The sequence below is a fragment of the Streptomyces sp. NPDC006193 genome (genome assembly GCF_040613915.1).
Classification (GTDB): domain Bacteria; phylum Actinomycetota; class Actinomycetes; order Streptomycetales; family Streptomycetaceae; genus Streptomyces.
Genome location: NZ_JBEXTB010000006.1, coordinates 237815 through 262237, shown reverse-complemented (window position 1 = coordinate 262237; position 24423 = coordinate 237815). Strand labels below are relative to the sequence as shown.

Genomic DNA, 24423 nt, shown 5'->3' with positions numbered 1-24423 from the left:
CACGTGGGGCTCCTTCCGGTGCGGAGGTGGACGCACGGCGCCCACCGGCCCATTATGTGCGTATGAGCGCACGCATGCACCTGTCACCTGCGCACGATGCGCACCGGCGCACCCCGGGCGAGGAGCAGCTCGCGCTCGCCGCCGGCCTCCTCGCCCTGCTGGGCGACCGCACCCGGCTCGCCCTGCTGCACACGCTGACCGCCGGCGAGGCCGACGTCACCACGCTCACCGAGGCGTGCGGCGCCGCCCGTCCGGCCGTCAGCCAGCACCTGGCCCGGCTGCGGCTCGCCGGTCTGGTGGACACCCGCAAAGAGGGCCGCCGGGTGATCTACTCGCTCCGCCACCAGCACGTGCGGCGGCTGGTCGAGGAGGCGCTGAGCACCGCGGACCACCGCCTCGCCGAGCGGACCGGCCCGGCGCGGTGAGCCGGGCGCCGTCCGCTCAGTACCCGGCGGCCGTGCCGAGGTACTGCTCGGCGAAGGCCGCCGCCGCTGCCGGGGAGGTGAACAGCCGGCGCAGCCGGGCCAGGGTGGTGCCGGCGCGGTAGGGGTCGCCGTGGGACGCGCCGTGACAGATCTCCGACAGCCACTGCGAGAACTCCTGGTAGTCCCACACCCGCCGCAGGCACGCCTCCGAGTAGCCGTCCAGGCCCGTCGCCTCGCCCCGCGTCAGATACGCGACCAGGCCGTCGCCGAGCAGGAACGCGTCGTTCAGGGCGAGGTTCATGCCCTTGGCGGCGATGGGCGCGACGAGGTGCGCGGCGTCGCCGGCCAGGAAGAGACGGCCGAACACCATCGGTTCCACGACGTAGTTGTGCATGTCCAGCACCCGCTTCTCCAGCAGCCGCCCCTCCGTCAGCGGCGGTCGGTCCGCCGCGCGCAGACGCTGCTGGAGCGCGGCCCACACCCGCTCGTCGGGCCAGTCGTCCGGGTCGTCGCCGGGCGGGCACTGGAGGTAGTACCGGGTCACGCCGGGGCTGCGGGCCATGTGCCCGGCGAACCCGTCGGGATGCATGCCGAACAGCACGCAGTCGGAGGACGGCGGCGCCTCGGCGAGCAGCGCCAGCCAGCCGATGCCGTAGTCGTACCGGGAGATCCGCGCCCGCGCCGGCAGCGCCCCGCGGCTCGCCCCGCGCGCGCCGTCGCAGCCCGCCACGAAGTCGCAGCGCACCAGGCGGCGTTCGCCGCTGTCCGGGTCGGTGTACGAGACGGAGGGACGGCCGGAGTCCAGGTCGTGCAGGCGGACGTCCCGCACGCCGAAGGCGATGGCGCCGCCGCGCACGTCGGCGTACTCGCGCACCAGGTCCGTGACCAGCGCGGGCTGCGGGTAGAACCAGTGGTGACGGCCCGTCAGCTCCCCGTAGGGGAAGCGGTGGCCGCGGCCGTCGAAGCGGAACTCGCACTCGGCGTGCCGCTGGGCCCGGGCCGTCAGGTTGCCCGCCAGGCCGCGCTCCTCCAGGCCGCGTACGGCCCACTCCTCCACGACCCCGGCGCGCGGCCGCCGTTCGATGAACTCCCGGCTCTCGGTCTCCAGGACCAGGCAGTCGACGCCCCCGGCCCGCAGGATGTTGCCGACGGTCAGGCCGGCCGGTCCGGCGCCCAGGATCACGACCGGGAGACGGGACGCGGCGGGCGGGCCGGCGTGGGGGGAAGGGAACGTCACGCGAGCATTATGACGGTGTCCCGTCAGCACGGCCGACGGGACACCGCGGTGGGGCGGGCGGGGGTCAGTGCGCGGGCGCGTCCGTGACCGCGACCTCCTCGATGCTGCGCTCGATCGCCTCCGGCTCCGACGCGACGGCCTTGGCCCAGTGATAGACGGCCAGGGAGAAGACCGCCACGACCAGGATGTCCCACCACAGCGGGATGACGCCCCGGCCGCCGAAGCCGCCCAGCCAGGAGATCACGCCCAGGCCGGCCAGGTAGCCGGGCAGCCACTGCGCCGCCCGGAAGTCCAGCCGGGGCGCGTCGGGCAGCCGCTTGGCGGTGGCGTACCAGGCGTAGGAGCCCAGCAGCACATAGCCGAGCAGGATGGCGAAGCCCAGCCGCCACAGGGTGTCCCAGCCGGCCCAGTAGATGATCAGGTTGGCCACCACGAAGGACACCGGCGAGACGACCGCGCCGTACGGCAGCCGGTAGGGGCGCTCGAGGTGCGGCAGGCGGTCGGCGAAGACGCCGTAGGCCAGCGGCGCGCCCGCGTACATCAGCACGCTCGCCGAGGTGATGAATCCGACCAGCTCCTGCCAGCTCGGGAACGGCAGGAAGCAGATCACACCGGTGACGAACGACATGACCAGGCCGAACCACGGCACACCGCGCTTGTCGGTCCTGGCGAACGCCTTCGGCGCGTAGCCGTTCTTGGCCAGGCCGAAGGAGACGCGGGAGGTGGCGGTCGTGTAGATCAGGCCGGTGCCGCCGGGGGAGATGATCGCGTCGATGTAGAGCACCCATCCCAGCCAGCCCAGGCCCACCAGGGTCGCCAGACCCGCCCAGGGGCCGCTGATGCCGGGGAAGTCCAGCTCGGCCCAGCCGTGCGCGAAGGCGGTGTGCGGCAGCGCGGCGATGAACACGACCTGCAGGAGGATGTAGATCACGGCGCCGATCGCGACCGAGCCGAGGGTCGCCCGCGGCAGGTCGCGCCGGGGGTTCCGGCTCTCGCCGGCCAGCTGGATCGCCTGCTCGAAGCCGAGCAGCGCGAAGATGATGCCGCTGGAGCTGATGGCGCCGAGGATGCCCTTGGCGCCGAAGGGCGCGAAGCCCTCCGAGGTGAAGTTGCCCGCGTGGAAGTTGCCCGCGGCGATGACGAAGATCGCCCCGAGCGGGACGGCGATCTTCCACCAGGTGGCGGCGCTGTTGGTGTGCGCCAGGGCCCGGACGCCGAAGAAGTTGACGCCGACGAAGACCGCCATCAGCACGACCGCCGTGACGAAACCGCTGGTCGACAGCGTTCCGTCGGCGTGCTGCAGACCCTGGGCCCACGTCCAGTGGCCGGCGTAGCCGATCATGGCCTCGACCTCGATCGGGGCCACCGTGGCGGCCTGGAGCCAGGCGAACCAGCCGAAGGACATGCCCGCCAGGCCGCCGAACGCGTAGTGCGGGTAGCGGGCCGTGCCGCCCGCCACCGGGAACATGCCGCCGAGCTCGGCGTGCACCAGCGCCAGCAGCACGATCGCGACCGCGCCGATCACCCACGAGACGATCGCCGCGGGGCCGGCCACGACGACGGCCTTCTCGGCGCCGTACAGCCAGCCGGACCCGATGATGGAGCCCACGGAGGCCCACATCAGTCCGATCAGCCCGACATCCCGGCGCAGACCGCCGGAGTCCGTCCCGGCCTGTGGCACGGCGTGGTCGACTTTCGCCATCGAGTGGCCTCTCAGTTCATGTCTGCAGGAACGACACGCAAGGACGCCACAGGCTAGGAAGGACTTCCGCGCCGGCAAAAGACTGTTTCCGAAAACTTGACCTTGTGGCTCGGCCCATTGCGGTCGCGGCATCCGTACAGGTCAGGTGCGTAGTCGGAATGTCAATATTCAGCGCGGAATTGTGAGAAGAAGGTGAGACAGGCTAGCGGAGGCGGGGAATCTCGATCGCTGGGCAGCGGTCCATGACCATCTCGAGACCGGCCGCCCGGGTCCGCGCCCAAGCCGCCTCGTCGATCACCCCGAGCTGGAACCACACCGCCTTCGCGCCCTTCGCCACGGCCTCGTCGGCCACCGCGCCGGCCAGGGCGCTGTTGACGAACACGTCCACCACGTCCACGTCGAAGGGGACGTCCGCGAGACAGGCGTAGCCCCGCTCGCCGTGCACCGTCTCCGCCTTCGGGTGCACCGGCACGATCCGCTTGCCGAACCGCTGCAGCGTCTGCGCCACCCCGTACGCGGCCCGGCTCCGGTTCGCGGACAGGCCGACCACGGCCCAGGTGTCGCCCAGCTCGGTCAGGATCCTGCGGATCGTCGCTTCGTCGCCGTACATCGGCCGCCTCCTCGGGGCTGCGGGGAACAGTGCGCTGTGTGCACCAGCGTGTCGGGGCAACAGCGTCCCGACGGGTGCGGATTCCCGCCGTACCCCGCCACGGCCGCCGGAATCGGTGCAAGCTGCCTGCATACGGCCGCCCGTCCGCCTACGCTCGCCCCGTGCTGCGCATCCTCGACGTCCGAACCGGTGAGCCCGTCGCCGCCGCGCCCGCCCGGCGCGGCCTGACCCGCATCGAGGCCCACGCCTCCGGCCTGGACCCGACGGCCCTGCGGGTGCTGGTCACCACCGATCTGCTGGTGCGCGCCCTGGAACTGGGCGGCACGCCGGTCTGGACCATCCTCACGGCCCCCCGCGACCAGCCCGAGCTGTGCACCGCCGCCACCCAGCTCGCCATCCGCCCCTTCGAGGACGGCCGGGACCTCGCGTCCGGCCTCGGCGAGGCCCAGGTGATCCACGTGGCGGCGGACCGGCACACCCCGGCCGTCCGCGCCGAAGGGCCGGTGGCGGCCGTCGCCCCGGTGACCTGGGACGGCCCCGAGCCGCCGCTCCCCGCCCTCCTCGCCGACCCCGCCGCCCTGCGTCTCGCCCTCCTCTCCGTCCGCCGGCACGAACCCGCGCGACTCGACCGCGCCGCCCTGGACCGGGCCGCCCGGCAGCTCGCCCACTGGCGGCGCGCCGTGGCGGGATGGGCCCGGCAGCCCTCACGGCCGGTGCCCGACCGGGTGCGGACCCGGCTGCGGACCGCCTGGGACGACGACCTCGACCTGCCCGCCGCCCTGGAGGTGCTGCGGGACGTGGAACGCGCCCCCGACCTGCCCGACGGCGCCCGCTTCGAGAGCTACGCCTTCGCCGACCGGCTGCTCGCCCTCGACCTCGCCCGCGAGCTCGGGAGCCCCGCGTGACCGGGCGCGCGGGCGGGGACCCGCCGCGCCGGCCGGTGGCGCCGCGGCACGCCGGTCCGGCCTGGCCGGCGGGTGCGGCGGGGGAGTGCGGGCGGTGCCCCGCGGGTGCCGGCCGCGTCGCCGGCGCGGTGTGCGCGCCCGGTGGCCGGCGGCCGGTGCCCCATCCGGGCGGGCGCGGGTGATCGAGCGCGCGGGCGCGGGCCCGCTGCGCCGGCTGGTGGTGCTGCGGCACGCCAAGTCGGCCCGGCCGGAGGGCGTCGAGGACCACCGCAGGCCGCTCGCGCCGCGCGGGCTGCGGGACGCCCCGGCCGCCGGCCGCGCCCTGGCCGCCTCCGGCTCGCTGCCCGACCTCGCCCTGTGCTCCACCGCCGTGCGCGCCCGCCGCACCTGGGAACTGGCCTCCGCCGAGTGGGGCACCCCGCCGCCGGTGCGCTTCGACGCGCGGCTGTACGCGGCCGGCGCGGACCGGCTGCTGGAGGTCGTGCGCGAGGTGCCGCCGGAGGTGGAGACGCTGCTGCTCGTCGGGCACAACCCGGGGCTGGAGGAGCTGGTGCGGGCGCTGGCCGCGGACGGCCTCGACGACACCCTGGAACGGGTCCGGGCCGCGTTCCCGACCTGCGCCGTCGCCGTCCTCGACTGGCGCGGCGCCGGCTGGCCGGCCCTCGCGCCGGGCACGGCGCTGCTGACCTCGTTCACCGTCCCGCGCGGCAGGAAGAGGTGACCGGGACGAGGGCGCCGGGGGACGCTCCCGGCGCTCACATAGGCTGACGGGATGCAGGACGAGTACCGCACGGTCGCCCGCGCGGGCGTGCACGAGACCGAGATCAACCGCTCCCGCTTCCTGTGCGCCCTCGCCCCGGCCGCCACCGAACAGGAGGCGCAGGACTTCATCGCCGCCGTCCGCAGGAAGCACCCCGACGCCACCCACAACTGCTGGGCGTACGTCATCGGCGCCGACGCCTCCGTGCAGAAGGCCAGCGACGACGGCGAACCGGGCGGCACCGCCGGGGTCCCCATGCTGCAGATGCTGCTCCGCCGCGACATGCGCTACGTCGTCGCCGTCGTCACCCGCTACTACGGCGGCGTCAAGCTCGGCGCGGGCGGACTCGTCCGCGCCTACGGCGGAGCCGTCGGCGAGGCCCTGGACGCACTCGGCACGCTCACCCGGCGCCGCTTCCGGCTCGCCACCGTGACCGTCGACCACCAGCGCGCGGGCAAGGTGCAGAACGACCTGCGGGCCACCGGACGTGAGGTGCGCGACGTCCGCTACGGCGAGGCCGTCACCCTGGAGATCGGCCTGCCGGACGCCGAGGTGGACGCCTTCCGCGCCTGGCTCGCCGACGCGACGGCCGGCACGGCCGGCTTCGAACTGGGCGGCGAAGCCTACGGGGACGCCTGACAGTTGGGGTGAACCGGGCATAACGGTCCGTGTTGCCGCGGGCCGTGACAGCCGGTGCGGGAGCGACCGCCCGTGATGTCGGACCCTGCCGTTAGTCTCGGGGGCCATGCGACTCCTGCACACGTCCGACTGGCACCTCGGCCGGGCCTTCCACCGGGTGAACCTGCTCGGGGCCCAGGCCGAGTTCATCGGTCACCTCGTCCGCACTGTGCGCGAGCGCGCGGTGGACGCCGTGGTCGTCTCGGGCGACGTGTACGACCGCGCCGTGCCCCCGCTCGCCGCGGTGGAACTGTTCGACACCGTCCTGCACCGCCTGGCCGACCTCGGCGTGCCCACGGTGATGATCTCCGGCAACCACGACTCCGCCCGCCGCCTCGGCGTCGGCGCCGGACTCATCGACCGCGCGGGCATCCACCTGCGCACCGACCCGTCCGCCGCCGGCACCCCGGTCGTCCTGCAGGACGCGCACGGCGACGTCGCGTTCTACGGTCTGCCCTACCTCGAACCGGCCCTGGTCCGAAGCGAGTTCGCCGTCGACAGGGTGGGGCACGAGGCCGTGCTCGGCGCCGCCATGGACCGCGTCCGCGCCGACCTCGCCACCCGCGCGCCCGGCACGCGTTCCGTGGTCCTCGCCCACGCCTTCGTCACCGGCGGCCGCGCCAGCGACAGCGAGCGCGACATCACCGTCGGCGGGGTGGCCGCCGTACCGGCCGCCGTCTTCGACGGCGTCGACTACGTGGCCCTCGGCCACCTGCACGGCTGCCAGACCATCACCGAGCGCGTGCGCTACTCCGGCTCGCCGCTCGCCTACTCCTTCTCCGAGGCCGGCCACCGCAAGAGCATGTGGCTGGTCGACCTGGACGCCGACGGCTCGGTCACCGCCGAGCGCGTCGACTGCCCGGTGCCGCGCCCGCTCGCCCGCATCCGCGGCACCCTGGAGGAACTCCTCGCCGACCCCGCGCTGACCCCCCACGAGGACGCCTGGGTCGAGGCCACCCTCACCGACCCGGTCCGCCCGGCCGACCCCATGGCCCGCCTCACCGAGCGCTTCCCGCACACCCTCAGCCTGGTCTTCGCCCCCGAGCGCGCCCCCGACGACCCCCGGGCCTCGTACGCCCGCCGCCTCGCCGGCCGCAGCGACCAGCAGATCGCCCAGGACTTCGTCGCCCACGTGCGCGGCGCCGGCCCCGACGAGCAGGAGGCGGCCGTACTGCGCGAGGCCTTCGACGCCGTACGCGCCGACGGCGCCGCACAGGAGGTGGCGCGATGAGACTGCACCGGCTCGACATCACCGCCTTCGGGCCCTTCGGCGGCACCCAGACCGTCGACTTCGACGCCCTCTGCGCCGCCGGGCTGTTCCTGCTCCACGGCCCCACCGGCGCGGGCAAGACCTCCGTCCTGGACGCCGTCTGCTACGCCCTCTACGGCTCCGTCCCCGGCGCCCGGCAGAGCGGCCAGGGCGCGCACCTGCGCAGCGACCACGCCCCGCCGGGCACCCGCACCGGGGTCCGCCTCGACCTGACCGTCGCCGGACGCCGGCTGGAGATCACCCGGCAGCCGCCGTGGGAACGCCCCAAGCTGCGCGGCCGGGGAACCACCGTCGACAAGGCGCAGACCTGGCTGCGCGAGTACGACAGCGCGGCCGGCGTGTGGCGCGACCGCAGCCGCTCCCACCAGGAGATCGGCGAGGAGATCACCCAGCTGCTCGGCATGAGCCGTGAGCAGTTCTGCCAGGTCGTCCTGCTGCCCCAGGGCGACTTCGCCCGTTTCCTGCGTGCCGACGCCGAAGCCCGCAGCAGACTCCTCGGCCGCCTCTTCGACACCCAGCGCTTCGCCGACGTCGAAAAGCGCCTCGCCGAACGCCGCAGGGCGACCGAGGCACGCGTGCGCGAGGGGGACGCGGCGCTGCTCGCCGACGCCCACCGCATGCAGCAGGAGGCCGGCGACGCCATGGAACTGCCCGAGCTGGCCCCCGGCGACCCGGGCCTGGCCGCAGCCGTCCTCGAAGCCGCCGCCGTCGCCCGCAGCACCGCCCGGGAGCGCCTCGCCGTCGCCCACTGCCGCCTCGCCGCCGCCGAGTCCGCCCACGCCGCCGCCCGCCGAGCCCTGGACGAGGCACGGGAACTCGCCCGCCTCCAGCAGCGGTTCGCCGAGGCCCGGCAGCGCGCCGAACGGCTGCGGGAACAGGCCGCCGGCCACCGGGCGGCGCAGGAGCGCATGGAGCGGGCCCGCAAGGCCGAGGCCGTCGCGCCCGCGCTGGAACTGCGCGAGGCAGCCGAGGCGGAACACCGCCGGGCCGCCGAGGCCGAGGCCCGCGCGCGCGGGCTGCTGCCCGCCCCGCACGCCGACGCCGGGGCCGGCGGACTCACCGCCGCCGCCCGCCGGACCGCCGAGGAACTCGGCGGCCTGGACGCCGCCCGGCGCGCCGAACGGCGGCTCGCCGAACTCGCCGAGGAGCGCGCCGTACTCGACCGGCAGGAGCGCGCCGACGAGGACGTCCTGCGCGAGGCCGACACCTGGCTCGACGGCTGGGACGCCACGCGCGCCGCCCTGCAGGCCCGCATCGACTCCGCCCGGGAGGCCGCCACCCGCGCCGAACAGCTCGCCGTCCAGCGCGCCCCCCTGCGGCGGCGGCTCGACGCGGCCCGCACCCGCGACCGGCTGGCCGCCGACCTGGAACAGGCGCAGCAGCGCGCGCACGCCTCCGCACAGCGCGCCCTCGACGCCCGCGCCCACTGGCTCGACCTCAAGGAACAGCGGCTCAACGGCATCGCCGCCGAACTCGCCGCCCACCTCGCCGACGGCGAGCCCTGCGCGGTCTGCGGAGCCACCGAGCACCCGGCCCCGGCCCGCAAGGTCGCCGGACACGTCGACCGTGCCACGGAGGACCGCGCCCTCGCCGCCTACCAGCGGGCCGAGGAGCAGCACACCACGGACGAGCGCAGCCTCGGCGCCCTCCGCGAGGCCCTGGCCGCCGCCGGCGCCGAGGCCGGCGACACGCCCGCCGAACGGCTCGCCGCCGAAGCCGACGCCCTGGAACAGGAGTACGCCCGCGCCCGCCGCGAGGCATCCGCCCTGCACGCCGCGCAGGAGGAGCTGCGGCGCGCGGAACAGGAGCGCGAGCAGCGGCTCGCCGACCGCCAGCAGGCCGCCGTACGGGCCGCCTCCCGGCTCAGCCGGCGCGACACCCTCGAACGGGAACGGACGCTGCTTCAAGCCGAGCTGGAGCAGGCCCGCGGGAACGCCGGCAGCGTGGCCGCGCGCGCCGCGCAGCTGGAGCGGCTGGCCGCACTGCTCACCGGGGCCGCCGACGCGGCGCGCGCCGCCGAGGACGCCGCCCAGCGGCTGAAGGACGCCGACGCCCGCCTCGCCGACGCCGCCTACCGGGCCGGCTTCGACACCCCGCAGGCCGCGGCGGCGGCCCTGCTGGACGCCGCCGCCCACCGGGAACTGCAGCACCGGCTGGACGCCTGGCAGCAGGAGGAGGCCGCCGTACGCGCGATCCTCGCCGAGACCGCCACGGCCGCGGCCGCCCGGCGGCCGCCCGCCGACCCGGCCGGGGCCGAGCGGGCGGCGGCCGCCGCCGAACGGCGGCTGCGCGAGGCCGCCTCCGCGCGCGACGCCGCCGCCCGCTGCTGCACCGAGCTGGACCGCCTCTCGGCGCGCGCCGCCGACGCCGTACGCCGGCTCGCCCCGCTGCGCGAGGAGTACGACCGGGTGGCCCGGCTCGCCGCGCTCACCGCGGGCACCTCCGCCGACAACGAACGCCGGATGCGCCTGGAGTCGTACGTCCTGGCGGCGCGGCTCGAACAGGTCGCCGCCGCCGCGACCGTCCGCCTGCAGCGCATGTCGTCGGGCCGCTACACCCTCGTCCACTCCGACGGCCGCACCGGACGCGGCCGCAGCGGGCTGGGACTGCACGTGGTCGACGCCTGGACGGGACGGGAGCGGGACACCGCCACCCTCTCCGGCGGGGAGACCTTCTTCGCCTCCCTCGCGCTCGCCCTCGGCCTCGCCGACGTCGTCACCGACGAGGCGGGCGGCGTCCGCCTGGACACCCTCTTCATCGACGAGGGTTTCGGCAGCCTCGACGACCAGACCCTGGACGAGGTGCTGGACGTCCTGGACTCGCTGCGCGAGCGCGACCGCAGCGTGGGCATCGTCAGCCACGTCCCCGACCTGCGCCGCCGCATCCACGCCCAGCTGGAGGTCGTCAAGGGCAGGACCGGGTCCACGCTGAGGCAGCGCGGCACGGCTCGGTGACCCGGCCGGCCGGTGGCGGTCACCGCAGGCCGGTGAAGGCGAGGTCGAGCCGGCGGGGGCCGCGCAGCACCGCGTTGGCCCGGTACGGCGGCGGGTCCTCGACCAGGCGGGGGTCCACGAGTCGCCGGGCCAGCTCGGACAGGGCGAGCTGGGTCTCCAGCCGGGCCAGCGGGGCGCCGAAGCAACTGTGCACGCCGCTGCCGAAACCGAGGTGCTGCAGGTCCTCGCGGTCCGGGTCGAAGCGCCCGGGGTCCGTGAACCGCTCGGGGTCGCGGTTGCCCGCGGCCAGCACCAGCCACAGACGCGCGCCCTTGGGGATGGTGACCCCGCGCACCTCGACGTCGGTGAGGCAGGTGCGCTGCGGCACGATCTGCACCGGTGGCTCGTAGCGCAGCAGCTCCTCCACGATCCGCACGGACAGGCCCGGATCCTCCCGCAGCCGCTGGAGGACGTCCGGGTGGCGCAGCAGGGTGAGCATGCCGTTGGTGATCAGGTTGACCGTCGTCTCGTGACCGGCGATCAGCAGCAGCACCGCGGTGCTGAGCACCTCCATCATCGTCATGGGGCCGTCCGGACCCTGGCTGTGCACCAGGTCGGAGAGCAGGTCGTCCTGCGGTTCCCTGGTGCGCTGCTCCACCAGACCGGCCAGGTACATGCCGAGCTGCGTGCGCGCCTCCTGCGCCGTCCGCACGAATGCCGCGTCCGCCGACCGCCGCGTCCCGGGATCCAGGGTGGCGACGAGCGGATCGACCCAGGAACGGAAGCGGGGCTCGTCCTCCCGCGGCACGCCGAGCAGCCGGCAGATCACCGTCACCGGGAAGGGGTAGGCGAACCTGTCGACCAGGTCGATCCGCCGCGCGTCCCCGAAGCCGTCGATCAGCCCGGTGACGACGGACGCCATCTCGCCCCGCAGGTTCTCCACCCGGCGCGGCCGGTGCGGCGGCCCGAAGGCGCTGCCCGCGATGCGCCGCAGCCGGTCGTGCTCCGGCGGGTCCAGCCGCAGGAAGGACGGCGGCAGACCCGCGCTCTCCGCCTGAGCGGTCCCGTCGTCCCCGGCGGCGGCGAGATTGGCCGCGTCGGAGCTGATCCGGGGATCGTGCAGCAGCCCCTCGATGTCGTAGTAGGAGCTGATGACGTAGGGGCCGCCCTCCTCCTCGTGCAGGACCGGGGTCCTGCGGAGCTCCTCGTACAGCGGGTAGGGGTCGGCGCGGCTGGCGAAGTCGGTGATCCGGCGCACCAGCGAGGCTTGCGTCATGACGGGTCCTTGAGGTCGGGGCCGGACGGAGGCCGGTGCGGGCGGCGGTCGGTGCGGGCGGCGGTCGGTGCGGGGAGGACGCAGGCCGGTGCGGGGGCGGTCAGTGCCGGGCGGGATGGAAGACGAACCGCCGGTCGGCCGGTGAGTAGCCGCTGAGGGTCACCATGGGGCCGTGGGTCGGCAGGGACGGGTCGGGGAAGTCGGCCGGCACCGGCCGCCGGCCCTCGGGCCGCCGGTCCACCGTCGGGAACTCCACCGGGAACGGCGCACCCCGCTCGATCTGCCGCTGGTAGAACTCCAGCCACCTCGCGTTGTCGAAGGCCACGGCGGCGACGACACGGCCCTGATGCCCGTACACCCCGACGAAGCGGCGCTCGGCCGGCGAACCCTGCGTGATCATCAGCTGGTCGGCCATCGGCGGCACCCCGACCGACTTGATGTTGACCCCGAACATCGACGACCAGAACGCCGGCATCCACAGGTGCGGGCGCCGCTCGGCGGCCGGGCAGATCATGTTGTGCGCCGCGGTCTCCGCCTGGGCGACGGCGTTGCCCCAGTGCTCCAGCGAGAGGAACTGGTAGCCGAACAGCGCGTGCGGGGAGCGCGCCACGTCGCCGGCCACGAAGACGTCGTCCGTGACGATGCCCCGGAAGTCGAACGCACGGCAGCCCGCGTCGCAGGCGATGCCCCGGGGCCCGGCGCCCAGCCCCGACCCGGCCAGCCACTCGGTGTTGCGCAGCGAACCCAGCGAGACCACGACCACGTCCGCCTCGACGACGCTCTCGTCGGACAGGTGGACCGCCCGCACCCTGCCGGCCGAGTCGCCCTCCAGCGAGGTCACCGTGACACGGGTGCGCAGGTCCACGCCGTTCTCGGTCTGCAGATCGGCCGCGACCGCGCCGACGACACCGCCGAGCGCGCCCACCAGCGGCGCGCCCGCCCGCTCCGCCACGGTCACGGGGACGCCTCTCTCCCGGCACGCGGAGGCGACCTCCGAACCGGCGAACCCCGCCCCGATCACGAACACCCGGCGCGGACCCGCCTTCAGCCGGCGGACGAGGTCCGCTGCGTCCTGCCGGGTGCGCAGCAGGCAGACGCCGTCCAGCCGGGCCTCCTCCTCCTTCGGCCACGGCCGGGCGCGGACGCCGGTCGCGATGAGCAGCCGGTCGTACTCCACCTCGTCCCCGTCGGCCAGCCGGACCCGTGCGGCCGCCAGGTCCAGCCCGGTCGCCGCGACGCCCAGGCGCCACTCGGCGTCGATCTCCCGGCGGCGGGGCAGCTCGGTGTGGTGCGGCGACGCCATGCCCAGCAGCACGGCCTTGGACAGCGGCGGCCGGTCGTACGGCGCGTACGGCTCCTCGCCGATCATGGTCAGTTCGCCGGTGAAGCCCTCCGCCCGCAGGGTCTCGGCCGCGCGCAGCCCGGCCAGCGAAGCGCCCACGATCACGATGCGGCCCGCACGCCGCAGCCGTTCCACGGAGTCAACGGCCATCGGACGCCTCCGGGAGGCGGCCGGGCGCCGTTCCGCCCGTGGAACCGGGAAGGGGACCGGTGCCGTCCAGGCCCTCGGCCGTGATCGCCTGCACCGGGCACGCGGCGACGGCACGCGCCAGCCGCTCCCGCTGCTCGTCGCCGGGGTGCGGGTCGTAGAGCAGCGCCTCCTCGCCGTGCATGGTGAAGACGTCCGGGGCGAGGAACGCGCACTGCGCGTAGCCCTGGCACCTGTTGAGATCGACGACGAGCCTCATCGACGCTCCGCCCTTCCGGTGGCCCGTCCGGTTTCGCGCGCGCGTGCGGCTCCGGACTGCGGTCGTCCCCCGGCCAGCATGCGAGCCGCTGGGAGGCGCCCGCGCGCCGGGCACGCCGATCGAGTGAGCCACCGCCGGCGGCGCTGATGTCGTCCGGGTGCTGCCGCCCGGGTCGCCGCCGCGGCGTGCCACCGCGTGGAGGCATCCGCCGAGCGGGTGCAATCGAGGCGAGGGCTCCCTTCCGGCACGACCGCGTGCGGAGGGACGGGGCGGCATCTGTGGACACCGGTTACGCCACCGGTGAGGTCCACGCGGCCGTCGCCGCCCGCTTCCCCGACGAGCGCCGGGGCGTCCCCGACGACCCCGCCCGCCTCATCGCCTGGCAGGCCACCGACGAGGCGGGCCGGACCAACGGCGAGGTCGTCGACTCCGAGGATGGTCACCGGCGTTGGGCCGTGCGGATGACCCGGTCGCGGTCACCGCGTCCGGACGGCCTCCGCGGGCGGCGGGGCCCGGTCCCGTGCGTCAGAGCCGGGACAGCTCGTCCACCAGGTCGTCCAGGCCCAGCGCCCCCTGCGACAGCGCCGCCATGTGCCACGCCTTCAGGTCGAACGCGTCGCCGTGCCGCTCGCGCGCCCTCTCCCGGCCCAGCAGCCATGCCCGCTCGCCCAGCTTGTAGCCGATCGCCTGGCCCGGGATCGTCAGGTAGCGGGTCAGCTCGCTGTCCACGAAGTCCGCGGGCCGGCTGCAGTGCGCGCCGAAGAACTCCTGGGCCAGCTCCGGAGTCCACCGCTCACCGGGGTGGAACGGCGAGTCCGCGGGGATCTCCAGCTCCAGGTGCATGCCGATGTCCACGATCACCCGGACCGCCCGCATCATCTGCGCGTCCAGGTAGCCGAGCCGCTCCTCCGGGCCCGTGAGGTAGCCCAGCTCGTCCATCAGCCGTTCCGCGTACAGCGCCCATCCCTCGGCGTTCGCGCTGACCCGGCCGACCGTCGCCTGGTAGCGGGAGAGGTCCTCCGCCACGTGCGCCCACTGCGCCAGCTGCAGGTGGTGCCCCGGCACGCCCTCGTGGTACCAGGTGGAGACCAGGTCGTAGACCGGGAACCGGGTCTGTCCCATCGTCGGCAGCCAGGTGCGGCCCGGACGGGAGAAGTCCTCCGACGGCGGCGTGTAGTAGGGGGCCGCCGCGCTGCCGGGGGGAGCGATGCGGGACTCCACCCTCCGCACCCGCTCGGCGAGATCGAAGTGCGTGCCGTCGAGGTCCGCGACGGCCTTGTCCATGAGGTCCTGGAGCCACTGCCGGACCTCCTCCACGCCCTCGATGTGCCGCCCGTGCTCGTCCAGGTGCGCGAGGGCGGCCCACGGCGTCCTCGCGCCGGGCAGGACCTTCTCCGCCTCCTGCCTCATCTCGGCGAGGAGCCGGTGGAACTCCGCCCAGCCGTAGGCGTACGCCTCGTCCAGGTCGAGGTCGGTGCCGTTGAAGTAGCGGGCCCAGCGGGCGTACCGCTCCCGGCCGACCACGTTCGGGGCGCCCTCGACCGCAGGCGCGTACACGTCCCGCAGCCAGTCCCGCAGCCGGGTCAGGGCGCCGGTCGCCGCACGCGCCGCCTCGTCCAGTGCGGTCCGCAGCGCCTGCGGGCCGGTGGCGGCGAAGTCCTCGAACCAGCCGCGGCCCGAGCCGTCGGTGTCGGTCCACTCCGTCAGCTGGCCGATGAAGGCCGCGGTCGGCCGGGGCGCCGCCAAGAGCCCGCGCTCGAGACCGAGTTCGAGCGAGGCGCGGTATCCGGCGAGCGCGTCCGGCACCGCGCGCAGCCGCTCGGCGATCGCCGCCCAGTCCTCGTGCGTCCGCACCGGCATGACCGTGAACACGTCCCGCACCGCGTGACCCGGTGTGCGCATGTTGCCGACCGCGCGCAGGTGCTCGCCCGCCTCGTGGACGGCGAGTGCGGCGGTCAGCCGCTCCCGCAGCAGCCGCCCGCAGCGCCGTTCCACGCCGCTGTCCGCGCCGGGCTGCCGCTCCGCCTCGGCGAGCCGGGCGAGTGCTGTCCGCGCCAGCCGGGCGACGGCCTCCTGCCCGGCCGGGGAGTAGTCGGGCAGTCTCCCGGCGCTCTCCCGCACGCCGAGGTACGTACCCAGGACCGGGTCGAGGGCGATCAGGTCGTCCACGTACGCGTCGGCGACCTGACGGGGCAGGGGGCTCTTGGTGTCAGACATGCGGCCCATCCTGGTACGGGAGGATCTCCGCGTCACCCGCGCGTGGAGCGATTCAGCTGTGGGCGTGGCCGGGAGGCAGCAGGGGCCCGCACTCCCACTGCTGGAAGATCAGCCGGGTCTCCACCCGGGCCACCTCGCGCCGCGCCGTGAACTCGTCCAGCACCAGCCGCTGCAGATCGGCCATGTCCGCGACGGCCACATGCACCAGATAGTCGTCGGGACCGGTCAGGTGGAACACCGTCCGCGCCTCCCGCAGTGCCCGGATCCGTTCCACGAACGGCCCGACCAGCTCCCGGCGGTGCGGCCGCACCTGCACCGACAGCAGAGCCTGGAGCCCGCGCCCGAGCTTGGCCGGATCGAGCCGCAGCCGATGACCGAGGATGACGCCGGAGCGGCGCAGCCGGGTCACCCGGTCCAGACACGTCGACGGCGCCACGCCCACCTGCGCGGCGAGATCGCGGTAGGTGGTCCGGGCGTCGTTCTGCAGCAGCCGCAGCAGATGCAGATCGACCGGATCCAGTACGACGGATTCGGTCATGGGCCGAACGTAGCACGGGGTCCGGCCCCCGGTAACCGTCCGATGTTCACCCTTCCCGCATGGACGCAGCGAGCACCGGTGCCCACGACGACGTGCGCACCGCATCAAGAGCCCTGGCCACCGAGGCCGTGCACGCCGGCCGCGACGACCTGGCCCGGCAGGGACTGCACGCCCCGCCGATCGACCTGTCCACCACCTACCCCTCCTACGACAGCCGTGCCGAGGCCGCCCGCATCGACGCCTTCGCGGCCGACGGCGCCGACCCGGCCGGGCCGCCGGTCTACGGCCGCCTCGGCAACCCGACCGTCGCCCGCTTCGAGAGGGCCCTCGCCCGCCTGGAGGGCACCGAGTCCGCGGTGGCCTTCGCCAGCGGCATGGCCGCGCTCAGCGCCGTCCTCCTCGCCCGGACCGCCCTGGACCTGCGGCACGTCGTCGCCGTACGCCCCCTGTACGGCTGCAGCGACCACCTGCTGACCGCGGGGCTCCTCGGCACGGAGGTCACCTGGACCGACCCGGCCGGCATCGCCGACGCGCTGCGCCCGGACACCGGCCTGGTGATGGTGGAGTCCCCGGCCAACCCGACGCTCGCCGAACTCGACCTGCGGGCGGTCGCCCACGCCTGCGGCTCGGTGCCGCTGCTCGTCGACAACACCTTCGCCACGCCCGTGCTGCAGCGCCCGGCCGGGCAGGGCGCCCGGCTGGTGCTGCACAGCGCCACCAAGTACCTCGGCGGCCACGGCGACGTGCTGGCCGGGGTGGTCGCCTGCGACGAGGAATTCGCCGGCCGGCTGCGGCGGATACGGTTCGCCACCGGGGGAGTCCTGCATCCGCTGGCCGGCTACCTGCTGCTCAGGGGGCTGGCCACGCTTCCGGTGCGGGTCCGGGCGGCCTCCGCGAACGCCGCCGAACTGGCCCGCCGGCTCGCCGCCGACCCGCGTGTGGCCCGCGTCCGCTATCCGCGGCTCGGCGGCGCGATGGTCGCCTTCGAGGTGCACGGGGACCCGCACGAGGTCGTCTCCCGGGTCCGGCTGGTCACCCCCGCGGTGAGCCTGGGCAGCGTCGACACGCTCATCCAGCACCCGGCGTCCATCAGCCACCGCATCGTGGACGCCGCGGACCGGCGCGGGGCGGGGGTGAGCGACCGGCTGCTGCGGCTCTCCGTGGGGCTGGAGGACGTCGAGGACCTGTGGGCCGACCTGGACCGGGCGCTGGGCGCGCGGCAGCGGCCGGCCGGGACACCGGCGCGGCCGCGGCGGACGGCACGCTGACGGCCCGGCCGCCGGCGCCGTCACGGGGAAGCGGCGGGTCCTCCGGCGCCGTCGCCGGCGCCGCCGCGGGCCGCCGCTCCTTCGGGCGCCGGGCCCGCCGGTCTCAGCCGGCGTGCGGGGGCCGTGCCTGCGGGGCGGCGGTCGCCGGGGCGGTGTCCAGCCGGGCCGTGATGACCAGCGTGCCCTCCTCGACCTGGTAGTCCAGGGGCAGCCCGAGGCCGCGCATCGCGGCGACCATGCCGGTGTTCGCGGCCTGCGTCACGGCGTACACGCTCTCGCAGCCCGCCTCCACGGCCATCGCGACCAGCCGGCCGAGCAGTTCGCCGCCGACGCCGCGCCGCTGCCAGTCGTCCTCGACCAGCAGGGCGACCTCCGTCTCGTCGCCGTCCCACAGCAGGTGCCCGAGGCCCACGATGCGGCCGGAGGCGGTCTGCGCGGCCAGTGTCCGGCCGAAGCGGGGGCTGAGCAGGTGGTTCAGATAACGGTCCGCGTCGCCGACCGGGCCGTGGTAGCGCAGGCCGAGGGTGCGCGGGGAGCACCGCTCGTGCATCGCCCTGGCCGCGGCGAGGTCCCCGCTGCCGGCCCGGCGGACGGCGATGTCGTTGCCCTCGGGCAGCGTCAGCACGTCCCGGCCGCTCGGGATCCGCGGCCCGAGCCGGCTGTCCAGCTCCACCAGCGCCCGGGCCCGGGCGAACTCGGTGGGTGTGAACGGCAGATAGGGCCGCTCCACGGTGAGCACACCGCCCTCCGGGGCCCGCAGCCGCAGCACGGTGTCCTCCAGGACGCCCTCCTCCGGCACCGGCTCCGGACCGCGTCCGCCGCCGGCCGGAACGGCGGGAAGCGTGCGGATCGTGCAGCGGCCCAGCAACTGACGCAGGGCAAGAGGCAGTTCGGCGGCGTCGAGGGCGGTGCGGGTGGCCAGGCCGAGCACCCGGGTGGGCGCGTCGACCAGGTCGTGGGCGTCGGCCCGCTCGATCCAGGTGCCCGTGCCTCCGGCGAGCGCGACCGCCCGGGTGATCCCCGCCGCCGTCAGCGCGTCCGGCGCCCGCAGCAGGAACTCGTCCACGGTGCCGTCGGCCAGCGGGTGCGTCTGCAGGCTGAGGATGTCCACCCGCTGCTCGGCCAGCGCCGTGCACAACGCGGCCAGCGAGCCCGGCGCGTCCCGCACCGTCGTGCGCATCCGCCACAGCGTGCCGACGCCGGCCGCCTCCCCGGCGCCGGGCTGTGCGGAGGGCCCGGCCGGCCGCGTCCCCGCGGCCCGCCGGGCGCCGGTATCACCGCTGGGCGGTGCGTGTCCGTGGCGTCGTGACCACCACACGTGGAAGGCCGCCGTCGCGGCCAGCACGATCGCGGAGATCACCAGCAGGGCCGGGCCGTCCGGGCCGTGCCCGATCAGGTTCGCCACGGCGTCCGCCACCGCGACCGCCGTGAAGAGGGCGGCGAGTTCGACGACGTCCCGCCGCCAGTGGTGCGCGGGCCGGCCGTGCCTGGCCCGGGTCACATCGGACATGTCTGGAGTCATGCAGCCACTGTGGAGGAGCGGTGTTGCGTGATCACGAACTGATTGTGACCGATGGGTAAAGCATGCTCCGCCCCATTTGTTGCCGTTTCTACCGTCAACGGCAGGCGGCAGGCGGCAGGCGGCAGGCGGCAGGCGGCAGGCGGCCGGGCCGGCTGCGGCGTCCGCGTGAACGGTACCGCGCCGTCCCGCTCCCGCGCCCGGACCGTCCTCTCGGCCGTCACCCCGGCCCTCACCCCGGCCCTCACCCCGGGCCGTTCCGGCGGTGTCACCCCGGCCGTTCCGCAGGTGTCACGCCGGCCGTGACTCCAGCGGCGACCCGGCGGGTCCGCTCAGCGGCTGCCGTCCAGGATGACGCGGGCGACCAGCGCCGGGTCGTCGCTCATCGGGCAGTGGCCGCAGCCGGGCAGGCGCACCAGCCGGGCGTGCGGGATCAGCTGCTTGGCCCGGACGCCCTGGCGGCGCACCAGGATCCGGTCCCGGGTGCCCCAGGCCACCGTGACCGGCAGGCCCGGCAGGCTGTCGGTGAACCGGACGGCGACGCCCGCACGCAGGGTCGCCTCGAAACCGGTGGCCCCCACGAGCGCGAGCGTCTCGGCGACCACCGCTTCCGGGGAACGGCGCGCGGGGCGGGCGTAGATGGTGCTGGTCAGCGCGGTCCGGCCGGCCGCCGTGCCCGCCAGCCGCTCCACCAGCGGCAGCGGGAGCCGCTGGGCGATGCCCCGCATCGCGAGCAGCACCGTGAAGGCGTACCGGCGCTCGGCCTCCGTCCAGAAACCGGCCGGGGAAAGGGCCGTGACGGACCGTACGCGTTTCTCGCGGCCCAGTTCCAGGGCGAGCAGGCCGCCCAGCGAGTTCCCCGCGACGTGCGGGCGGTCCAGCTCCAGCGCCTCGAACAGGCCGCCGAGCACCAGGTGGGTGGTGCGCAGGTCGTAGGCCAGGCCGTCCGGCAGGCCGGGGGAGGCGCCGAAGCCCGGCAGATCGACGGCGATCACGTCGCGCTCGGTGGCGAGGATGTCCACGACCGGGTCCCAGGCCTGCCGGTGGTGGCCGATGCCGTGCAGCAGGACCAGCGGTTCGCCGCGTCCGGTGCGCGCGTAGGACACGGTCACGTCGCTCGGGCCGTGCGGGGCGGGGACCTCGAAGGAGACGGTGGCGGACATGGGGATGCTCCTCGTCTGGGCTGCTGACGGACGGGGTAGACAGCTTGTCAGCAATTGCTACCAACGGGTAGCCCCCGGTGTCACCCCGCGTGCCGCCGCGCCGCCCCCGGCCCAAGGCCCCCGGCCGGGGTACGCTCCCTGGCCGGCGTACGGCCTCAACCGGCCCGGCGCACCTCCACGTTGAAGTCGGCCCCGCCGAAACGGCCGGACAGGGCGAGCCACAGCGGCAGATACATCTCCACCGCCCGCGCCGCACGGATGCCGCCCAGGTCCAGCACCCGCCCGGCCGGCCACCCGAACTCCCCGAGCAGCTCCGTCACCTGCTCCTTGGCCCCCGCGTCCTCCCCGCACACGAACACCTGGTGCTCGCCCGGCACCCGGCCCGGGTCCACCATCACCCGGCAGTTGACGGTGTTCAGCGCCTTCACCACCCGCACGTGCGGGAAGGCCCGCTGGATCCGCTCGCCCACGCTGTCCGACTCCACCGGGTCCAGCCGCGGCCACCCGTCCTCGAACGCCAGCGGATTGGACACGTCCACCAGCACCTTGCCGTCCAGTCGCTCCGCGCCGGCCGCCCGCAGCGCGTCCAGCGCCACCCGGCCGCCCACCGCGTTGACGACCACCTCGCCCGCCGCTGCCGCCTCCGCGAACGTGCCCGCACGGGCACGGCCGGCCGCGGCCGTGGCCCACCCCAGCGCCACCGGGTTGTCCCGGGAGCGCGACCCGAGGGTCACCTCGTGCCCCAGCTCCAGCAGTCTGCCGCCCAGTGTGCGGCCCACCTCGCCCGTGCCCAGCACCGCGTACCGCATCGGCCACCTCCGGGTCGTCCGCCGCCGCCCGCCGGCGGTCCGCGGTCATTGTGATCCGCACCCCTGCCGGAGCTGGTTATTCCGGGTGGACACCGGCGGGTGTGTCGGATGGGATGGAACCGTGACCGCAGACCTCGCCACCGACGTCTTCGAAGAGCACCGGCCCTTCCTCATGGGCGTCGCCTACCGCATGCTCGGCCGCGTCGCCGACGCAGAGGACGTGGTCCAGGACGCCTGGCTGCGCTGGTACCGGGCCGACCGCACCGAGGTCCGCGAACCGCGCGCCTACCTGGTGCGCGTCACCACCCGCCTGGCCATCGACCGGCTGCGCCAGGTGCGGTCGCGCGGCGAGGCGTACGTCGGGCCGTGGCTGCCCGAGCCGTACCTCACCGAGTTCGGCGACACCGCCCCGGACTCCGCGGACCGCGCCGTGCTCGCCGACACCGTCTCCCTGGCCGTCCTCGTGGTCCTGGAGTCGCTCTCGCCGCTGGAGCGGGCGGTCTTCGTGCTCAGGGAGGCGTTCGGCTACCCCTACGCCGAGATCGCCGCCACGCTGGACCGCGGCGAGGCGGCGGTACGGCAGCTCGCCGGCCGGGCCCGCCGGCACGTGGCGGAGCGGCGCCCGCGCTACGAGGTCGACCCCGCCCGGCGCCGGGACCTGACCGAGCGGTTCATCGCCGCCGCGGTCGACGGCGACCTGGCGGGGCTGATGTCCCTGCTCGCCCCGGACGTCCGGCTGGTCGGCGACAGCGGCGGCAAGGCCAAGGCGCCGCTGCGGACCCTGCACACCGCCGACAAGGTCGGCCGGTTCCTCGTCGGCGTCGCGCGCTCCGGCCTCGCGGGCCTCACCCTGCGGCTCATCGAGGCCAACGGCGGCCCGGCCGTGCTGGTCCTCGCCGGCGACAAGCCCGACACCCTGTTCCAGCTGGACATCGCCGACGGGCGGGTCACGTCCGTGTACGTCATCCGCAACCCCGACAAGCTGCGGACCCTCACCGGCCGCTGAGCCGCACCCGGCGCGCCCCGTCGTACGACGGGGGCTTTGCCGCGATGTCACGCGCACCCCCGCGTACGAACGCTTCATGAACGCTCTGCGTCCGGCCTCCCGTGCGCTCCCCGAACCCCGAGGATTGGTCTTGACCAAGGGTGACGGCCGCCCTATGGTCGCAGAGAAGTGCAACAACCTTTAATAAACAAGGGCGCCGAAAACCGCCGGACCACGGCTCTTGCGGAGGACAGGGTGGGGACCACGCAGCTGGAATCGGTACCGGAACCGAAGTACTGGCATCTCAAGACCGTGCTCACCGAGGCACTCGACTCCGAGTTCTCGGTCGGCGAGATCCTGCCCAACGAGCGTGACCTCGCCGCCCGCTTCGGCGTGGCCCGCGCCACGCTCCGCCAGGCCCTCGAACAGCTGGAGCTGGAGGGCAGGCTGCAGCGCCGCCGCGGTGTGGGCACGACCGTCGCGCCCCCGCGCATGGGCGTGGCCGTCGGCACCCGGCAGCACGCCTGGCCCGGCGCCGCCGGGGACGCCTGGCAGCCCGTCGACAGCGTGCCGGCGACACCGCCCGCCGCCGTCGCCGCGGCCCTGGAGACCGGCCTGGACGAACCCGTCCACACCGTGCGCCGCTCCCGCACCTCCCACGGCCAGCAGGTCGCCACGGAGCTGCTCTACATCCCGGCGGCCTCGGTGCCCGGCCTGACCGCGATCGACGCCCCGTCCGGGCCGGCACGCGCGCGTGCGGTGCTGCGGGAACTGCAGCACCTGCCGCTGGAGGGGGAGGACCGCGCCGTCGAACTGGGCTCCGCCCGCGCGGACGACGCCAAGGCACTCGACCGGCTCCCCGGCTCGCCCGTCCTCGTCGTCACCACCCGCTTCTTCGCCCAGGGCCGCACCGCGGCGCTCTCGGTGGCGACGTACCGCGCCGACACCTGCCGGCTGACCTTCGGCGAAACGGCCGACGTCGAGATACACCACGACCCCCACCGCAAGGCCTCCTGACACCACACACCCACCGCTGACCGAGCGGCGTCGGGTCTAGGGCTGGGCGTCGTCGTCGCCGGAGTCGGGCACGTCGGCGGACAGCAGGTGTTCGGCGCCGTGTTCGAGGGCCTTGGCTGTCTTGACGGAGCGGGGGAGCATGGTCTTCTCGTAGGCGCGGACGGCGTCGCCGACGGTGGCGGCGTTCGCGAGGGCGAGCGCGAGTTCGCTGGCGTCGAGCATGGCGAGGTTGACGCCGACGCCGAGCGGGGGCATGAGGTGGGCGGCGTCGCCGAGCAGGGTCACCGTCGCGTTGTGTTCCCAGGTGTGCGGGACCGGGAGGGCGAGGATCGGGCGGTCGATGTAAGGGCCGTCGTTCTCGGTGATCATCCGGCGCATTCGGGGCGACCAGTGGGCGTACTCGTCGCGGAGCACGGCGCGGATGCCGTCGGTGTCCTCGGCGGTCAGCCCGTGGGTGCTGATCCAGTCGGCCGGGACGCGTCGGATTATGTAGACGCGGATGTGGTTCCCGCTGTTGCGCTGGGCGAACAGGGCGCGTTCGCCGTCGGCTGCGTGGGCGCTGCCCGAACCGACCAGCTCGGCGATCTCGGGGTGCCGGTTCTCGACGTCGGAGAACCAGGCTTCCAGGAAGCTGACCCCGGTGTACTCGGGGACAGCGGGGGACACGGCCGGGCGCACCCGGGAGAAGGCGCCGTCGGCGCCGATGACCAGATCGGTCTCGATGCTCGTGCCGTCGGCGAAGTGCAATCGCCGCGGCCCGTCGGCGGGTCCGCTGACCCTGTCGAGGGCGCGGCCCCAGCGCATGGTTCCCGGCCGCAGGGAGTCGAGCAGCAGGTTGCGCAGTTGGCCGCGGTCGATCTCCGGCTTGAAGAGCTCGTCGGGCGCCGGGAGTTCATGGAATGTGATCGTGCCGGTGGGATCCATCTGGCGCATTTCCTGCCCTTCGGGGCGGGCGAGGGCGAAGAACTCGTCGAGCAGGCCGGCTTCGCGCAGGGCGATCTGGCCGTTGTCGGCGTGCAGGTCGAGGGAGCCGCCCTGGTTGCGGGCGTCGGGGCCCGGGTCGCGGTCGTAGACGGTGACCGCAATGCCGCGCTGCTGGAGGATGCGGGCGCAGGTCAGTCCGCCGGGTCCGGCGCCGATGATGCTGATGCGGGCGTCGGCGGGATGTGGGGAGTTCATGGTCGTCCCTATCGGTCGGCGAAGAGGAGGCATCGGGCGAACGGAGCGGGGCGGGGCGCTCCCGGTGCTGGCCCCGGTCATGGAGACGCCTCGCGTGTCGCCTCGCCGGGCAGGGCGGCGACGGGTGGTGCGGTGCGGGTGATGACGGTGCCGGGACGTATGTGCCGCTCAGGTGCCCACAACC

Annotated in this window: 21 protein-coding genes and 1 pseudogene; 10 read left to right on the top strand and 12 right to left on the bottom strand. The window is 75.1% G+C overall.

What is annotated here, in order from left to right:
• Window positions 1-62: 62 nt before the first annotated feature.
• Window positions 63-425 (top strand): metalloregulator ArsR/SmtB family transcription factor, encoded by a 363-nt coding sequence (locus tag ABZ261_RS09760; protein WP_356857156.1) that lies wholly within the window; start codon window positions 63-65, stop codon window positions 423-425.
• A gap of 16 nt (window positions 426-441) precedes the next feature.
• Here the strand turns inward: ABZ261_RS09760 and ABZ261_RS09755 are convergent, their stop codons facing one another.
• The 3 genes from ABZ261_RS09755 to ABZ261_RS09745 all read right to left on the bottom strand — a co-directional run bounded on the left by ABZ261_RS09755 (window position 442) and on the right by ABZ261_RS09745 (window position 3974).
• Entirely contained in the window at window positions 442-1662 is a 1221-nt protein-coding gene (locus tag ABZ261_RS09755; RefSeq protein ID WP_356857154.1) for a 4-hydroxybenzoate 3-monooxygenase, read from the bottom strand.
• 64 nt (window positions 1663-1726) lie between these two features.
• Entirely contained in the window at window positions 1727-3364 is a 1638-nt protein-coding gene (locus ABZ261_RS09750) for an APC family permease (protein WP_356857152.1), read from the bottom strand.
• 202 nt (window positions 3365-3566) lie between these two features.
• Window positions 3567-3974, bottom strand: a complete 408-nt coding sequence (locus tag ABZ261_RS09745; RefSeq protein WP_356857150.1) for a CoA-binding protein — start codon at window positions 3972-3974, stop codon at window positions 3567-3569.
• A 161-nt stretch (window positions 3975-4135) separates the two neighbouring features.
• Here ABZ261_RS09745 and ABZ261_RS09740 point away from each other — a divergent pair, with 161 nt between their 5' ends.
• The 5 genes from ABZ261_RS09740 to ABZ261_RS09720 all read left to right on the top strand — a co-directional run bounded on the left by ABZ261_RS09740 (window position 4136) and on the right by ABZ261_RS09720 (window position 10541).
• On the top strand, window positions 4136-4879 hold the full coding sequence (locus tag ABZ261_RS09740) for a hypothetical protein (RefSeq protein WP_356857148.1): 744 nt from the start codon (window positions 4136-4138) through the stop codon (window positions 4877-4879).
• 178 nt (window positions 4880-5057) lie between these two features.
• Window positions 5058-5600: a histidine phosphatase family protein gene (locus ABZ261_RS09735; protein WP_356857146.1), complete on the top strand. Its 543-nt coding sequence runs from the start codon at window positions 5058-5060 to the stop codon at window positions 5598-5600.
• A gap of 51 nt (window positions 5601-5651) precedes the next feature.
• The gene (locus tag ABZ261_RS09730; protein ID WP_356857144.1) at window positions 5652-6278 is read left to right on the top strand and encodes a YigZ family protein; all 627 of its coding nucleotides are present in this window, start codon (window positions 5652-5654) and stop codon (window positions 6276-6278) included.
• A gap of 106 nt (window positions 6279-6384) precedes the next feature.
• Window positions 6385-7548, top strand: coding sequence for an exonuclease SbcCD subunit D (locus ABZ261_RS09725; RefSeq protein ID WP_356857142.1), 1164 nt, complete (start codon window positions 6385-6387; stop codon window positions 7546-7548).
• Window positions 7545-10541, top strand: a complete 2997-nt coding sequence (locus tag ABZ261_RS09720) for an SMC family ATPase (protein ID WP_356857141.1) — start codon at window positions 7545-7547, stop codon at window positions 10539-10541. Before ABZ261_RS09725 ends, ABZ261_RS09720 begins: the two co-directional genes overlap by 4 nt.
• Window positions 10542-10560: 19 nt before the next feature.
• Here ABZ261_RS09720 and ABZ261_RS09715 read toward each other — a convergent pair whose 3' ends face one another.
• The 3 genes from ABZ261_RS09715 to ABZ261_RS09705 form a co-directional block, all read right to left on the bottom strand.
• Window positions 10561-11796, bottom strand: coding sequence for a cytochrome P450 (locus tag ABZ261_RS09715; RefSeq protein ID WP_356857139.1), 1236 nt, complete (start codon window positions 11794-11796; stop codon window positions 10561-10563).
• Between the two features lie 100 nt (window positions 11797-11896).
• Window positions 11897-13288: an FAD-dependent oxidoreductase gene (locus ABZ261_RS09710; RefSeq protein WP_356857137.1), complete on the bottom strand. Its 1392-nt coding sequence runs from the start codon at window positions 13286-13288 to the stop codon at window positions 11897-11899.
• A complete protein-coding gene (locus ABZ261_RS09705; protein WP_356857135.1) occupies window positions 13278-13544 on the bottom strand; it encodes a ferredoxin in 267 nt (88 codons plus the stop codon). Before ABZ261_RS09705 ends, ABZ261_RS09710 begins: the two co-directional genes overlap by 11 nt.
• Window positions 13545-13822: 278 nt before the next feature.
• Here ABZ261_RS09705 and ABZ261_RS09700 point away from each other — a divergent pair.
• A pseudogene (locus ABZ261_RS09700) lies at window positions 13823-13993 on the top strand (3-ketoacyl-ACP reductase); the annotation flags it as partial.
• Between the two features lie 76 nt (window positions 13994-14069).
• Here the strand turns inward: ABZ261_RS09700 and ABZ261_RS09695 are convergent.
• Together ABZ261_RS09695 and ABZ261_RS09690 are read right to left on the bottom strand one after the other, a co-directional pair.
• Window positions 14070-15761, bottom strand: a complete 1692-nt coding sequence (locus tag ABZ261_RS09695) for a DUF885 domain-containing protein (protein ID WP_356857133.1) — start codon at window positions 15759-15761, stop codon at window positions 14070-14072.
• A 52-nt stretch (window positions 15762-15813) separates the two neighbouring features.
• Entirely contained in the window at window positions 15814-16299 is a 486-nt protein-coding gene (locus tag ABZ261_RS09690; protein WP_356857131.1) for an Lrp/AsnC family transcriptional regulator, read from the bottom strand.
• 59 nt (window positions 16300-16358) lie between these two features.
• Here ABZ261_RS09690 and ABZ261_RS09685 point away from each other — a divergent pair, with 59 nt between their 5' ends.
• Window positions 16359-17567 carry a PLP-dependent transferase gene (locus tag ABZ261_RS09685; protein ID WP_356857129.1) on the top strand — a complete coding sequence of 403 codons (1209 nt, stop codon included), beginning with the start codon at window positions 16359-16361 and terminating at the stop codon, window positions 17565-17567.
• 103 nt (window positions 17568-17670) lie between these two features.
• Here the strand turns inward: ABZ261_RS09685 and ABZ261_RS09680 are convergent, their stop codons facing one another.
• The 3 genes from ABZ261_RS09680 to ABZ261_RS09670 form a co-directional block, all read right to left on the bottom strand.
• Entirely contained in the window at window positions 17671-19089 is a 1419-nt protein-coding gene (locus tag ABZ261_RS09680) for a GNAT family N-acetyltransferase (RefSeq protein WP_356857127.1), read from the bottom strand.
• A gap of 329 nt (window positions 19090-19418) precedes the next feature.
• Window positions 19419-20249, bottom strand: coding sequence for an alpha/beta fold hydrolase (locus tag ABZ261_RS09675; protein ID WP_356857125.1), 831 nt, complete (start codon window positions 20247-20249; stop codon window positions 19419-19421).
• Between the two features lie 155 nt (window positions 20250-20404).
• Window positions 20405-21058 (bottom strand): NAD(P)-binding domain-containing protein, encoded by a 654-nt coding sequence (locus tag ABZ261_RS09670; RefSeq protein WP_356857123.1) that lies wholly within the window; start codon window positions 21056-21058, stop codon window positions 20405-20407.
• A gap of 121 nt (window positions 21059-21179) precedes the next feature.
• Between ABZ261_RS09670 and ABZ261_RS09665 the strand changes: the two genes are divergently transcribed.
• Together ABZ261_RS09665 and ABZ261_RS09660 are read left to right on the top strand one after the other, a co-directional pair.
• Entirely contained in the window at window positions 21180-22064 is an 885-nt protein-coding gene (locus ABZ261_RS09665; protein ID WP_356857121.1) for an RNA polymerase sigma-70 factor, read from the top strand.
• A gap of 234 nt (window positions 22065-22298) precedes the next feature.
• Window positions 22299-23060, top strand: coding sequence for a GntR family transcriptional regulator (locus ABZ261_RS09660; RefSeq protein ID WP_356857119.1), 762 nt, complete (start codon window positions 22299-22301; stop codon window positions 23058-23060).
• Window positions 23061-23096: 36 nt separating this feature from the next.
• Here ABZ261_RS09660 and ABZ261_RS09655 read toward each other — a convergent pair whose 3' ends face one another.
• Complete coding sequence (locus ABZ261_RS09655; RefSeq protein ID WP_356857117.1) at window positions 23097-24239, bottom strand: NAD(P)/FAD-dependent oxidoreductase; 1143 nt, start codon at window positions 24237-24239, stop codon at window positions 23097-23099.
• Window positions 24240-24423 lie beyond the last annotated feature (184 nt).

Bases quoted from the DNA above. Each gene is read 5' to 3' on its own strand.
- ABZ261_RS09760 (WP_356857156.1), top strand. From the start codon at position 63: ATGAGCGCACGCATGCACCTGTCACCTGCGCACGATGCGCACCGGCGC.
- ABZ261_RS09750 (WP_356857152.1), bottom strand. From the start codon at position 3,364: ATGGCGAAAGTCGACCACGCCGTGCCACAGGCCGGGACGGACTCCGGC.
- ABZ261_RS09745 (WP_356857150.1), bottom strand. From the start codon at position 3,974: ATGTACGGCGACGAAGCGACGATCCGCAGGATCCTGACCGAGCTGGGC.
- ABZ261_RS09730 (WP_356857144.1), top strand. From the start codon at position 5,652: ATGCAGGACGAGTACCGCACGGTCGCCCGCGCGGGCGTGCACGAGACC.
- ABZ261_RS09725 (WP_356857142.1), top strand. From the start codon at position 6,385: ATGCGACTCCTGCACACGTCCGACTGGCACCTCGGCCGGGCCTTCCAC.
- ABZ261_RS09720 (WP_356857141.1), top strand. From the start codon at position 7,545: ATGAGACTGCACCGGCTCGACATCACCGCCTTCGGGCCCTTCGGCGGC.
- ABZ261_RS09715 (WP_356857139.1), bottom strand. From the start codon at position 11,796: ATGACGCAAGCCTCGCTGGTGCGCCGGATCACCGACTTCGCCAGCCGC.
- ABZ261_RS09710 (WP_356857137.1), bottom strand. From the start codon at position 13,288: ATGGCCGTTGACTCCGTGGAACGGCTGCGGCGTGCGGGCCGCATCGTG.
- ABZ261_RS09705 (WP_356857135.1), bottom strand. From the start codon at position 13,544: ATGAGGCTCGTCGTCGATCTCAACAGGTGCCAGGGCTACGCGCAGTGC.
- ABZ261_RS09695 (WP_356857133.1), bottom strand. From the start codon at position 15,761: ATGTCTGACACCAAGAGCCCCCTGCCCCGTCAGGTCGCCGACGCGTAC.
- ABZ261_RS09690 (WP_356857131.1), bottom strand. From the start codon at position 16,299: ATGACCGAATCCGTCGTACTGGATCCGGTCGATCTGCATCTGCTGCGG.
- ABZ261_RS09685 (WP_356857129.1), top strand. From the start codon at position 16,359: ATGGACGCAGCGAGCACCGGTGCCCACGACGACGTGCGCACCGCATCA.
- ABZ261_RS09680 (WP_356857127.1), bottom strand. From the start codon at position 19,089: ATGACTCCAGACATGTCCGATGTGACCCGGGCCAGGCACGGCCGGCCC.
- ABZ261_RS09675 (WP_356857125.1), bottom strand. From the start codon at position 20,249: ATGTCCGCCACCGTCTCCTTCGAGGTCCCCGCCCCGCACGGCCCGAGC.
- ABZ261_RS09670 (WP_356857123.1), bottom strand. From the start codon at position 21,058: ATGCGGTACGCGGTGCTGGGCACGGGCGAGGTGGGCCGCACACTGGGC.
- ABZ261_RS09655 (WP_356857117.1), bottom strand. From the start codon at position 24,239: ATGAACTCCCCACATCCCGCCGACGCCCGCATCAGCATCATCGGCGCC.